Here is a 13,506-nt window from a genome sequence, read left to right as displayed (position 1 = left end):
AAAAGAAATTAACTTGCGGTTTCTTTCTATTACTATTCAATATGAAAAGAAGAGAATTTTTAGAAAAATCGGGTCTTTTGCTGGCTGGTTTGGGAACTTCCAATGTTCTGCATCCTTCCATTTTAAAAGCTTTAACCATCGCTCCCGCCGCTGAATCAACTTTTTATGATGCTGAACATGTGGTGATTTTAATGCAGGAAAACCGTTCTTTCGATCATGCTTTCGGAGCAATGAAAGGGGTTAGAGGATTTTTAGATCAAAGAACTTTCATAAAACCGGACGGTCATTCTGCGTTTTTTCAAAAAGGTGATTCCGGAAAATATGCCGCTCCCGCACGTCTGGATCTGAGAAATACAAAATCAACGTGGATGAGCTCACTTCCCCACTCATGGAGTGATCAGCAAAAAGCACTGAATAAAGGAAAATACGACCAATGGCTTCAGGCAAAAGCTTCCGGAAACAAAGATTACAAAGATATTCCATTGACATTGGGATATTACAACCGCGAAGATTTACCGTTTTATTATCAACTGGCGGATGCGTTTACCATTTTCGACCAATATTTTTGTTCGTCTTTAACGGGAACTACTCCCAACCGTCTTTTTCATTGGTCAGGAACCATCAGAGAACAGAAAAACGGAAAAGTAAAAGCAAATGTTTACAACGAAAATATCGATTACGATAAAAACCATCAGGCAAGATGGAAAAGTTTCCCCGAAATTTTAGAAGAAAACACGATTTCATGGAAAATTTATCAGAATGAAATCAGTCTTCCAAAAGGGATGTCTGGTGAACAGGAAGCTTGGCTGAGCAACTTTACGGATAATCCGATTGAATGGTTTTCAAAATTTAATGTAAAATTTTCAAGGGGATATTATCAGAACATTCCGAATATTATTTCTTATTTAAAAAAAGAAATTGAAAAAAATCCGAAGCAAAAAGAGAGATTCGAAACTCTGATCGCCGAGCTTGAAGAAGATAAGATTAAATATCATCCTGATAATTTTGCTAAACTTTCACCAACAGAAAAAAATCTTCATGAGAAAGCCTTTACCACAAATATCAACGATCCCGATTATTGGAATCTGGAAGAGGGACAAGATGAAAATGGCGACAAATTGGTAGTTCCGAAAGGTGATGTTTTATTTCAATTCAGAAAAGATGTTGAGGATAAAAAACTGCCGTTGGTTTCGTGGCTGGTTGCGCCTGAGCATTTTTCGGACCATCCTGGTTCGCCGTGGTATGGAGCATGGTACATTTCTGAAGTATTAAACATTTTAACCAAAGATCCGGAAACCTGGAAAAAAACGATCTTCATTATTAATTATGATGAAAATGACGGCTATTTCGATCACGTTTTACCTTTTGCGCCACCGATGAATCCAAGTCAACTGGTAGATTTTGATGGAAAAGAAGGCGTGGAATATGTAAGTATAAATCAGGAATATATGGCTTCGCCAAATATAAAGGATAAAGAAAAAATAGAAGGAACAGTGGGCTTGGGATACAGAGTTCCGATGATTATCGCATCACCATGGACAAGAGGCGGATTTGTCAATTCTGAAGTTTCGGACCATACTTCGGTGTTGCAGTTTTTGGAGAAATTTATTCAGAAAAAATTTAATAAAAATGTTACAGTAGATAATATCAGTGACTGGAGAAGAGCAATTTGCGGGGATCTGACTTCCTCTTTTAATTCATCTAATGTAAAAATTCCGCAGATCGATTATTTAAACCAAAAAGATTACGCTAAGACCATCAATTCCGCGAAAAACAAACCTGTTCCGAATTTAAAATGGTATTCAGAAAATGAATTGAATAATAATCTCTTGGAAATTCAGGAGAGAGGATTGAAGCCATCAAACCCTTTGCCTTATAATTATCACGTGAATTTTGGGAGTGGAAAAATTTCCATGATCAATGTAAAAGAAAGAGCCGTTCCGTTATTGATCTATGACAGAACGCAATTTAACAATGATAATTTCCATTTTTCGTATGCTTTATATTCTAAACAGGAGTTATCTCACGCTGTAAAGCCCGGAAAATATGACATGGAAGTTTTTGGCCCGAATGGTTTTTACAGGCATTTTAAAGGAGAAGATGATCCTCAACTAGAAATTTCGTTGAATAACATTTCATCAAAAAATCAGCTTGAATTATTAATTAAAAAGAATAAAAAAGAGAGTGCCGATATACGTCTTGATCTGGAAAATGGCTATGAAAAGAAAAAAACGGAAATTACCTTAACCATGATACAGGAAAAAATCATTATTGATTTAAATAAAATGAAAGGCTGGTACGATATAAAACTTGTTTCAGGGAAAAACAGCTGGCATTTTGCAGGAAGAATAGAATCCGGAAAGCCTACAGTTTCAGATCCACACTGGGCCTAAGCTTATAATATTTCAAAAAACAATGTAAAGTCTTATGTTAAAAAACGTAAGACTTTTTTAGTTATTGAGTTTAATCATAAAAATTTAAATTAAAAAGTTATAAAATGCAGAAATATTTTAACCATTAAAAATTGAAATGTTAAAATATTGAAAATGAACTATAACCATTAAAAAAAGAGTTAAAAATATTTCAAACTATGATGAATTTTACTAACTTCACATTACCAAATCATAACATCATGAAAAGAATCAAATTCACTTTAGCTTTGTCTATAGTGGCAGTGGCAATTTCTGCCAACCTGAGTGCACAAGACACGAACACAGACAATCACACGGTAACCATCTCTGTTCCGGAAGTTGCTTTGGTAGATATCGAACCGGCAGCAAACAAAAACATTACTTTAGGATTTACGGCGCCTACAGAAGCTGGTCTTCCTGTAACACCTACCGGCACCAACAACACCCTTTGGCTGAACTATTCATCCATCAAATCTGTTGCGGATGCCACCCGTAATGTTTCTGTAAAAGTAAATGCCATCATCCCCGGAATTGACATCAGAGTAACGGCTGCAGCGGCAACCGGAGCCGGCGGAGGAACATTAGGAACGCCTTCAGCGCAATTGACATTAAGTGCAGCAGATCAAACCATCATTTCCGGAATCGGAAGTGCGTACACTGGTGATGGTGCCAACAATGGTCATAACCTTACATATGCTTTAGCTCCCGGAAGCGGCCCCGGAACAGTCGCCAGTTATGCCGATCTGGAAGCCACTGCAACAGCTGTCGCTACGGTAACCTACACCATTTCGGATAATTAATCATCGTCTGAAAACCCTTAAAATTTAATACGGAGAAATCGCTCAGCAGTTTCTTCCTTGTTCTTTTGTCTTTGTTTCAACCCAAACTTTACATTAAAAATGATAAAGCATATTTCCCTTTTGCTTATTTTTCTGTTACCAGTCTGTCTTTTACGGGCTAATATTGTAATTCTTAACGGTCTTACCCACAATTATAAAGTAGAAAACGGACAAGTCTATAAAGGAAAAATTTCCCTAGAAAATACAAGCAGTCAGCCACAAAGTGTAAAATTATTTTTGCAGGATTTCACGTATCAGTCGGATGGCTCTATCAGCTATACCGCTCCCAATACGAATGTAAAAACCAATGCAGAATGGATTAAGCTTAACACCAATCTTATCACTTTAAAAGCAAAAGAAAAAACAGAAGTCTTCTACGAGATCACAGTACCCAAACAGCTTTCCAATGCGGGAAGCTATTGGAGCGTGATCATGGTAGAACCTGTGGAAAATATAAAGCCGAGCAACGAAAAAGAAGGGATAAATATTACGTCGATCGTTCGATATGCCATTCAGGTGATTACAGATTTTGATTCTGAAAAAGCAAAACCTGACTTAAAATTTGAAGGCTTAAAAATCGAAAGAGAAAACGGAAGCCAGATTCTGAAAGTTGCCATTGCCAACAATGGAAATCTCTATTGCAAACCAACCGCAACCATAGAAATCTACAAAAAAGATGGCCAAAAGCTGGGCGTTTTTTCCAGCCAGCCAATGGGATTATTACCACAAACCTCAAAATCGTTCCATATCGATATAAGCAAAATGCCTGCTGCCCGATACAATGCCGTACTCATAGCCACCGATGAAGATGAAAACGCATTTGCTCTCAATGTGGAATTGGAAGTAAAGAATGATTAAAAATTGGATTTTATATCTTATTTTACTATTCCCAGTACTAATTTTTGCTCAAAAAAAAGATTTTGTCAACAAAAAAGATAGTCTGCTGCCGGGAACCTCTACCTCTATTTCCTTTACGATAGAAAATACGGCTCCCGAAAGTAAAATCTATGACCTGAAAGTCGAGACATCAAGCTCACATATCACTCCGATTCTTACCAATGGAGAATTGAAAATTTCAGCAAATGAAAAAAGTGTTTATATTGTTCCTTTAAAAATAGCAACAGAAACTCCGCAAGGAAAATATTCTGTGTTTTTAAGTGGAATTGAAAAAAATACGGGTGAAAAATTCGTTAAAAGTTCAGCGTTTTTTGTTTCAGGTACGAGAAAAATTTCCCTGACAACTTTACATTATCCAGAATTTGTAAAAGCAGGAGAAACCATTAAAGCTACTTTTTTATTAAAAAATAACGGAAATCTTTCTGAAAATTTAATCCTTGAAAGTAAAAATGCCGTTGTTGAAGAAAATACTTCACTAGTACTTCCTCCCGGAGAAAGTAAAATAATTACTATCAATAAAATCACCAATCCGGATTTAGGAAAAAATGAATATCAAAACCTAAATCTTTCGGTATACTCACTTGATAACCCTTCGGAAAATCAGACAGCGTATACAAGTGTGAAAATCATTTCGGTAAAACCTGTTGAAGAAGATATTTTTCACAGATTTCCGGTGGCAGCTTCGATTTCTTTCATCGGAATGCGAAACCGCGGTGAATATGACGATGGTTTTCAGGGTGAAATTTACGGCAAAGGAAGTTTAGACAAAGACAATAAAAATCTTCTTGAGTTCCATGCCATAACGAAAAATCCGGTAGAATTTAATTCTTTCACCCAATACGAAGAATATTTTGTGAATTATAAGAGAGATAATTTCTTTGTTCATCTCGGAGATAAAAATTATTCATCTTCGTTTTTAACGGAATATGCAAGGTATGGTCGCGGCGCAGAAATTCGTTTTGATTTAAAAAAAATAAGTTTTGGCGGTTTTTACAATCATCCCAGATTTTTCAGGGATATTAAAGATGAATTTAATGTGTATTCAAAATTTAAAATTGCTAAAGAATCGGAAATTACCACCGGATATTTATACAAAATCCCAAGAACAGAGAATGTAGATGTAAGTTTTTCAAATTTCAGATTGGATTCCAATGCCCATTTGCCCTATGTTGCCGGAAAATTTCAGTTGACGAAAAATTTTGAGATTTCTGGGGAAGCCTCTTACAGCAAAACAGATAAAACAGACGGAAATGCATTCATGCTTCAGGCTATTGCGAGTTTTGAAAAGATCAGCGGGAATGTGATGTACATGAAAGCCAGTCCGGAATATGCAGGATATTTTAACAATACCAGTACTTTCAACGGAAATCTTCAGTACAACCTTTCAAAGAAAATAAATGTACTTGCGACGTATGTTCAGGACGCCAGAAATTTTCAGCGCGACACCCTATTTTTGGCGGCTCCTTACCGGAAATTCTTACAATACGGAATTCAGTACAGATACATGAAAAGTGGTTCTGTCATGCTTTACAACGGATTTCAAAGATATGAAGACCGTTTGATGCCCAAAGAATTTGATTATAAAGAACGTTTTTTTAAGGTAAGTATAGACCAGCAAATTGGGATTTTCCAGTTGAATCTGGAAGGGCAATTTGGAAAAACCGACAATTATTTAACGGGATTTTCCGGGAATTCGAGTTTTTATACCGCGAATATTGGCTTTGAAAAATTTAAAACTTCATTTAATATATATGGAAGCTATGCGATTACTTCACGGTATCAATTGCAAAACCAGAAGCAGGTATATTATGGTGCAAGAATTTTAAGCAGATTTTCAGATACAACAAGTTTCAGCTTATTTTATCAGAACAATTATATGCCTGAAGATTATTATACCGACCGGAATCTTTTTGAAATACTTTTTCATCAACAGATTTTTCGCGGTCATGAAATTGATCTTTCCGGAAGATATACTTTGCAGCGTGGAGAATTGGGAAATAAAGATTTTATTTTCTCCCTGCGTTACACCTTGCGCATGAATGTTCCGACACAGAAAATTGCAGAATACACGACGCTTTCAGGAAATATTAAAAATCTTGGTGTGAAAAAAGTCGACGGCATCCGGCTCATGCTGGGAAATCATTTATCCATCACAGACAGAAGCGGAAATTTTATATTTAAAAATGTGATTCCGGGAGATTATGTTTTAGAAATGGATCGGTCTACAACGGAAATCGGTGATATTCCGGATGTAAATGTTCCTGCCTCGTTAGTTCTTACCGAAAAAGAAAATATTTTCAATTTCGGATTGACCAGTGCAGCCAATATTGAAGGAAATATCCAATATTCTGAAAACCAGGCGAGCTTTGCGCAACTTGCTATTAAAAAAGATAAGAAAAAGAAAGAAAACCTTATTATCGAAGCCTCAAACGGTGATCAAACTTATCGTAAAATGGCGGTGATCGGAGAAAATTTTGATTTTACCTACCTGCGTCCTGGAGAATGGAAAGTGAAAATCTACCGAAACGGATTGGACAAAAGGTATAAAATTCCGATTGATGAATTTCGATTTAATTTAAAACCTTCTGAAATAAAAAAATTAACCATACATGTCATTAAGCAGCAAACAGAAGTAAAATATCAACAGGAAACCATAAAAGTAAGTTACAACGAAACAAAAAAGCGGAAATGAAATTATTCAAATTATTATTTTTAATCTTTTTAGGCTTTTCCTGTACAATATTTTCACAAACCACAGGAAACCGGACTGTTGCTGTAACCTTGCCCGTTGTGACACTCATGGACGTAGAACCCGCAGGAACCATCGCTATAAATTTTGTAGCACCCACCGATGCAGGAAGACCCGTCACTGCACCTGCAGCCAATACTGCAAAATGGATCAATTATACTTCTGCTATTGCTCCGGGAGGGCTTTCCAGGAGAATTACAGCTTCTATTAACCAAGTTCTTCCAGGAATTGATATAAAGATTCAGGCGGCAACAGCTTCCGGATCGGGGGGAGGAACACTGGGAACCCCTTCGGCTCAGGTAACGCTGACCACCACTGCGCAAACCATCATTAGCGGAATCGGAGGAGCCTTCACCGGAACCGGCGCCAATAACGGACATCGACTGACCATTACTTTATCTGCAAATACGTACGCCAATTTATCGGCTCGGACAAATACTCCGGTCGTCATCACATACACCATCACCGAATAAAAATGATTTAAAATGAAGCTTAAAACCTATTTTTTTAACACTAAATTTTTCGTGAAAAGTGCATTCTTTGTGCTTTTGATTTCATTTTGTCATTTACAATCACAACGGACACTCACCGTCGGCGGAACTAATTGGACAGTAACCATCCCATCGATTACAGAAGCCGGAAGCAATTATACAGGAACTTATGAAAGTGCGACCAATCAAATTTTGTTGGCGGCAAGTGTTCCATTATTGTTAGGGAGCGGAAAAGTGTCTGTTCATTATGAGGCCAATCCTACCTGGAATTCCAATCTGATTTTGCATGCCCGAAGAACCGGAAACGGAACAACAGCCTGTCTCACATGCTCTATTACGGGAGGAACGATATATATCACAGTTCCCTTGACGACGGATGTTGAGTTATTCAGAATTCAGGCGATTGTAGCGCTTGCTTCTTATACCAATATCCCTGTTCAGCTGGAATTATCCGGTGTTTCAGTAACTATTCCGGCAACTACTTATAACAGCAGGGTTGTTTTTACCATAAGTGCGCTTTAAAAAAAGTCCCTTTCAAAAAAATTGAAAAGGACTCCTGAAAAAAAAAATTCTGTAGCTTAGTTTATCATTAATGTTTTGCCCACCAAAGCGGAGTAAGAACAGCATCTTCGGCTCCGAGAAGTTGGACGGCTTTATCGTAACCTGTCTGATCCGTATTTCTGAAAGTACTCGGATATCTTAATCTTTGAGGGAAATTTTTAATTGAATTGGTCATATAATTTCCAGCATTCAGATTCGGTAAATTCACCAACGGAGCTTCAATGGCAGGATTTTCGAAGAACGGAAGTCCCAGTCTTCTATGATCGCTCCAGGATTCCAAAGGCAGCCAAGGCATATTGGCAATATATTTTTGAGTAATAACCTTTGTTAATTTATCATTTTTAAAGGCTCCGTTTTTATAAATGGTATTGACAGGATATTTAATTTCAACAGAAACTAAATTATTAGTTGACGGATCTTTATACTGCATGGTATGGCTTGCTCCCGGCTCCGTTGTATGATTGTACGCAACTGATGTCCCATCCCTGTTATAGTCTGTAGAAGCAATGTATTGCCCGTAAAACTGTGAAACATTATTATAAGTAAAACTATCCTGAATACCTTTGTTGTAAGCTGCTTCATCATTCATGGGTGTTGCCCATCCTTTCAGAGCCGCTTCAGCGATAAGGAAATAAGATTCCCAGCTTGCAAAAAATATCCTGGAATTTTTACTTTCTCTATATTGTTTTCCTAAAGCCGGCATACAGCCTATTACATTTCTTAATCCGTTCCTTTGTCCTTTCACTCCCCAGTTTCCAATGGTATAAGCATTCCAGGTATTTACGGTATTAATTGTTATCTGAGAATTATCTGCAAAAGTAAGATTGCCATAATTGGTTGTGGCCTCATTGGTATAAGTGGGATAAAGAGAATAAATAGGATTGGTAAGATCTCCGGGAATATAGAAAGTTTTATAAGCTCTTGGATCAATTTTGTTGGGAAGCCCATCCAGCCAATATCCCGCGCTAGGATCGTTCGTCATTGTGGTGAATTGCTGATCGTATTTTATTCCTACATAATCAGCAGCTTTTACAGCAGGATGTTGAGCTGCAGGTAACTGACTGGTAGTATTAATTCCCCCTAAGCCAATATAAATATTATTAAGAGTTGCCGACAAAATCTGGGAATTCCATTCTCTGGACATTACGCCCGTTAAGGCATCCCATCCTGGCTTTTCGGCCACCGTAAAGTTATCAGTGCTTGAAGCGATGAACATATTGGAATTGGCAGCTGCTTCAAACTCGGTTTTTGCTTTTACAGGATCTACTTCTGAAATTCTCATTGCAATTCTCATTCTCATGGAATTGGCATATTTTACCCATTTTCCCCAGCTAAAACCATACACCATATCATAAGCATTGGGATTTGAGGGAGCAGCCTGGTTAAGATCCATTTTGTCGGCTGCATCCTTTAATTCATCTAAAATAAAATAATACACTTCTTTTTCAGAATTAAAAGTAGGATTCGTACCCTGAAATGCCTGAATTGGCTGTGGCCCGAAGTTATCGGAAAATTCACTCATTAAATAAGCCCTCCAAATTCGGGAAACCTGAATAATATTGTCATAATAAGGTTTGCCTTGACCGAGTGCTTTTTTCTCATTAGCTATTTGTATCGCTGCATTTGCATTATTAAGCCATTCTGAAATATATTTCCAGTATTCTGAAGTCCATGAATCATCGTATGTCCCTCCCGCAATTCCGGTTGTCAAATGTTGTCTTGCTGCAGTTTTCCAGTATAAAACAAAAACACGTTCTGCAATATTGGGGTCTTGCTGTGCCCCGAGAATTGAATTATTTAAAAAATATTCAGGTTCAGCTTTATTAATATCTACGGAAAACGGATCGTTGTTGATGTCTTCAAAATCATTACATGAAACAGAAAGTACCGTTACTGCAAGAAAGGATAAGATATATTTTTTCATTGTTTCAATTTTTGTTTGGTGTTAAAATCCTAGTGTAATAGTAAATAAATATGATCTCGTTGTAGGAAATGCAAGGTTTTCAAATCCTACAGCATTAGAATTTATGGCAAATACAGATTCCGGATCTACGCCTTTTGCTTTACTATAAATCATCCATACATTATTTGCAGTGAACGCAACTTTAGCACTTTGTAAGGCCAGCTTTTCAAAAATACTTTTTGGAAAATTATAGGATAATTGTACATTTCTAAGCCGGATATTGGTGGCATCATAAATATTTTGTTCCGTAATTCCAAGATTTCCTGTTGTGACAGCAGTCCAATAATCCTGTTGAGTGATTTCTTTGGTATTTGCCGTATAACCACTGCCGCCCTGTACGACTGCATCCAGTACGATATTATCGCGTCTTCCTCCCGGAGCCGTATCTTCGGCAAGTCCGACTCTTTGTAATGCAGATTGGGTTGCTGAGAAAAATTCACCTCCAATTCTTCCATCAATTAAAAAAGAAAGACCAAAATTTTTAATTACAAAACTATTTGTAAACCCAAACAAAGCTTTAGGAGATTGATCTCCCAAATAATGCTGGTCGGGTGTTGCCTGCGGCAATCCATTTTGATCGACAATAAGTTTCCCATAGTAAGGACTATTCACATCTTCTACTCTTAAAAACTTTGTTCCATAAATAGCTCCGTAAGGTCTTCCCACTTCAGCAAAAATTCCGACATTGTCAAAACCAGCCAAAGGATATTTCGAAACAGTGCCGTCAATTTTATCGATTATACTTTTAAGCTTAGAAAAATTTGCATTAATATTCCAGATAAAGTTTTCTTTTTTAAAGATATCTGTATTTAAAACAACCTCAATTCCACTATTATGCAATCCTCCGGAACTTATTTTTGCCTGCTCATACCCAGAAAGAGGGTTCATAGGAAGGTCTATCAATTGGCCTGTAGCATTATTATTAAAATAGCTTACATCCAAAGAAACCTTGTTAAAGAATTTAAGATCTGCCCCTACTTCAAAGGTCTTTAGCTTTTCTGCCTGTAAATTTGAGTTATATAATATCTTCTTTCTGCTCAAGATAATATGACCGTTGGGATCTGTAGAAAGAGTATAGGTATTATAAAGCTCATAAGGATTTAAGGAGTTTCCCGTTACCGCGTATGCTGCACGTAATTTGGCGAAGGTTAAAATTTTAGATGTGGTTCCGTTTAATTTATTCAACATTTCCGTTAAGACCAAGGAAGTGCTTATTGAGGGATAAAAATAAGATCTGTTTTCAATATTTAAGGTTGAAGACCAGTCATTTCTAGCTGTAGCATTAATATACCAATAGCCGTCATAATTAATTTCAGCAGCCGCAAATACGGAATTGATCTTTTTTCTAAAATCTACCTCATTGGTAGCCACCGCAGCAAGATCACTTGTATTATCTACACTAAATACATTTGGGATAATAAGGTTTTGTGTTGAGAAGTAAATAGCTTTAGTTCGACTTTCCATCATCTGACCATATACCGAAAGCGAGCCTCCCCATTTTCCAAATAAGTTATCTTTTTTGGCCGTCAGACTTGTAATATAATTATTTTCATAAAACTTTTCTTCACTTGTTCCATAAGAGTTCTTGCGGGAAGAGCCTGTCCATACTTTTGCATCTGCATTCAGAGAATAGAAATCCGTTCCTAATCTCACATCGGCGCTCAGCCAGTCGTTGAATTGATATTTAAGATATCCGTTTAATAAAAACCTGTCTTTTTTATCTGAATTAAGACTATTATAGGCCGACCAGTAAGGATTGATTCCGTTTGAGGTAATCCAGCGGGAATTTACGCCATTTTGCATCTGCCCTTCACGATAATCATTGATATCAATATTCTGTGGCATGAGAAGAATTCTTGGATAATAGTTCCCATCTCCACTTCCTCCGGAAGGTCTGTTATTAGCCTTTGTGCTGATATACTGAGCTTTCATTTCAGACGTCCATCTTTTATTGGCTCCGAATGTTGAATTCATTTTAGCCATAAAATTAAACCGCTCGTATTTCGAATTTGGAATCTGGCTATTATCATGTAAATAATTCGCCGAAGTATACAAGCTGGAGCCTTCTCCCAAATTTTCCTGAAAGCTTAAAGTGTGTTGTGAATTAATCCCGGTTTTAAAAAAACTCTTCAAATTATCGTAAACAGTCATATCAGATCCTGCAAAAGCAGGTCCCCATGAGGAAGTTGTGCCATTAGGATCATTTGGCGGGTTTGCAACTCCATTGCTGCCTTGAGCAAAGCTATGCTGCATATCAGGCTTCATAAAAATTGTCTCAAATCCTAAACTCGTAGAATAGGTAATTCCTAAGCCTCCTTTTCTCTTACCACTTTTTGTAGTAATTAAAATAACACCATTTCCACCTCTTGAGCCATACAAAGCCGAAGCCGCGCCACCCTTAAGGACAGAAACACTTTCAATATCATCGGGGTTGATATCACTCAGGCCGTTTCCCATATCCAGATCAGGATTCCAAAAGTCATTATTGTAATAACCATCATTTTGTTTAGGCTTTGTTCCTAAATTATTACTCAGTGGAACTCCGTCAACGACAATTAGAGGCTGATTGTCTCCTTTAAAAGAATTAAGACCCCTTAGATTAATTTTTGAAGATGAAGCAGGTCCAAAGCCTCCTTTTATCACTTGTAGTCCGGCAACTTTTCCTACTAAAGCATTGGTCACATTCGTTTCTTTAGCATCTACAAGTGTTTGACCTTTTACATCCTGGAAAGAATATCCGAGAGCTTTCTTTTCTTTTTTTACGCCATACGCAGTGACTACGACTTCGTCGATCTTTGTTGTTTTAATAGAGTCACTGTTTTGGCCATACAACCCCAAACAGAATAATGTGGACTGGAGTAGTCCAATCTTAAAAGTTATTTTTCTCATAAAAAGCAATTTGGTATATACGTAGCAATATTTTAATAAGTTTTAACAAATAATTTAGAACCATATTTAATTTTAAGTTCTTTATAAATTATTCGATTAAAAAATATGAATAAAAATAATCACATTTTTGTGATAAAATAAAAATTTTAAATGAAAATATCATTTCATTCTGTTTGATTCCCTCAAAACATCTCATAATTAAACATTTAAAAATTTATTCACTATAAAAAAATAGCGCCTAAGAATTTACAAAAATGCTAATTGATGAAAAAAAATAGATTTAAAAACGAATGCCAAAAGAAAATTTTTATTGAGAATTATTCTGAAGAAAAAAAGGCTTGCATTGATAATGTAGAAGGTCTGTATGTATTCATAAGATTACTTCTCACAATAACAAATCATTTAATTATCACTAGCAAAACTACTCATTCCTTATTCGTTTTTTTTTTTAATTTCCATATGCAACATTAAATACGATTGTTGTTATTACAGGTCACCCCTACAGGGCTAATCTCTCCAAACATTACATTCCTCGGCTATTAACAGGTCGCTCCTCCGGAGCTCCCCGCGCATCTAGCATCTAGCATCTAGCATCTAGCATCTAGCATCTAGCATCTAGCATCTAGCATCTAGCATCTAGCATCTAGCAAAGATAAATCTTTGGGGTATGTGCATAAAAAAAGTCTCACAGAAAACTCTATGAGAC

General features: G+C 36.7%; 8 protein-coding genes. 6 read left to right on the top strand and 2 right to left on the bottom strand.

Annotation, left to right across the window (positions count from 1 at the left end):
* The first annotated feature begins 41 nt into the window (after nucleotides 1-41).
* From BMX24_RS18565 to BMX24_RS18540, 6 genes are all read left to right on the top strand, one after another.
* Complete coding sequence (locus tag BMX24_RS18565; RefSeq protein ID WP_089795497.1) at nucleotides 42-2,393, top strand: phosphocholine-specific phospholipase C; 2,352 nt, start codon at nucleotides 42-44, stop codon at nucleotides 2,391-2,393.
* Between the two features lie 239 nt (nucleotides 2,394-2,632).
* The gene (locus tag BMX24_RS18560; RefSeq protein WP_089795495.1) at nucleotides 2,633-3,211 is read left to right on the top strand and encodes a hypothetical protein; all 579 of its coding nucleotides are present in this window, start codon (nucleotides 2,633-2,635) and stop codon (nucleotides 3,209-3,211) included.
* Between the two features lie 99 nt (nucleotides 3,212-3,310).
* Nucleotides 3,311-4,108, top strand: coding sequence for a WxL protein host-binding domain-containing protein (locus BMX24_RS18555; RefSeq protein WP_089795493.1), 798 nt, complete (start codon nucleotides 3,311-3,313; stop codon nucleotides 4,106-4,108).
* The gene (locus tag BMX24_RS18550; protein ID WP_089795491.1) at nucleotides 4,101-6,839 is read left to right on the top strand and encodes a COG1470 family protein; all 2,739 of its coding nucleotides are present in this window, start codon (nucleotides 4,101-4,103) and stop codon (nucleotides 6,837-6,839) included. Before BMX24_RS18555 ends, BMX24_RS18550 begins: the two co-directional genes overlap by 8 nt.
* The gene (locus tag BMX24_RS18545; protein WP_089795489.1) at nucleotides 6,836-7,369 is read left to right on the top strand and encodes a hypothetical protein; all 534 of its coding nucleotides are present in this window, start codon (nucleotides 6,836-6,838) and stop codon (nucleotides 7,367-7,369) included. The genes BMX24_RS18550 and BMX24_RS18545 overlap by 4 nt, the downstream gene beginning before the upstream one ends.
* A 12-nt stretch (nucleotides 7,370-7,381) precedes the next feature.
* Entirely contained in the window at nucleotides 7,382-7,909 is a 528-nt protein-coding gene (locus BMX24_RS18540) for a hypothetical protein (protein WP_170835753.1), read from the top strand.
* Between the two features lie 67 nt (nucleotides 7,910-7,976).
* Here the strand turns inward: BMX24_RS18540 and BMX24_RS18535 are convergent, their stop codons facing one another.
* Nucleotides 7,977-9,872, bottom strand: coding sequence for a SusD/RagB family nutrient-binding outer membrane lipoprotein (locus BMX24_RS18535; RefSeq protein ID WP_089795487.1), 1,896 nt, complete (start codon nucleotides 9,870-9,872; stop codon nucleotides 7,977-7,979).
* Between the two features lie 21 nt (nucleotides 9,873-9,893).
* Nucleotides 9,894-12,800, bottom strand: coding sequence for a SusC/RagA family TonB-linked outer membrane protein (locus BMX24_RS18530; RefSeq protein WP_089795485.1), 2,907 nt, complete (start codon nucleotides 12,798-12,800; stop codon nucleotides 9,894-9,896).
* Nucleotides 12,801-13,506 lie beyond the last annotated feature (706 nt).

This window comes from Chryseobacterium wanjuense (assembly GCF_900111495.1).
Lineage (GTDB): Bacteria > Bacteroidota > Bacteroidia > Flavobacteriales > Weeksellaceae > Chryseobacterium > Chryseobacterium wanjuense.
The sequence above is the reverse complement of the archived record's forward strand: the minus strand, read 5'-3'. Positions and strand labels throughout refer to the sequence as shown.

Bases quoted from the DNA above. Each gene is read 5' to 3' on its own strand.
- BMX24_RS18530 (WP_089795485.1), bottom strand. From the start codon at position 12,800: ATGAGAAAAATAACTTTTAAGATTGGACTACTCCAGTCCACATTATTC.
- BMX24_RS18565 (WP_089795497.1), top strand. From the start codon at position 42: ATGAAAAGAAGAGAATTTTTAGAAAAATCGGGTCTTTTGCTGGCTGGT.
- BMX24_RS18555 (WP_089795493.1), top strand. From the start codon at position 3,311: ATGATAAAGCATATTTCCCTTTTGCTTATTTTTCTGTTACCAGTCTGT.
- BMX24_RS18540 (WP_170835753.1), top strand. From the start codon at position 7,382: ATGAAGCTTAAAACCTATTTTTTTAACACTAAATTTTTCGTGAAAAGT.
- BMX24_RS18535 (WP_089795487.1), bottom strand. From the start codon at position 9,872: ATGAAAAAATATATCTTATCCTTTCTTGCAGTAACGGTACTTTCTGTT.
- BMX24_RS18550 (WP_089795491.1), top strand. From the start codon at position 4,101: ATGATTAAAAATTGGATTTTATATCTTATTTTACTATTCCCAGTACTA.
- BMX24_RS18560 (WP_089795495.1), top strand. From the start codon at position 2,633: ATGAAAAGAATCAAATTCACTTTAGCTTTGTCTATAGTGGCAGTGGCA.
- BMX24_RS18545 (WP_089795489.1), top strand. From the start codon at position 6,836: ATGAAATTATTCAAATTATTATTTTTAATCTTTTTAGGCTTTTCCTGT.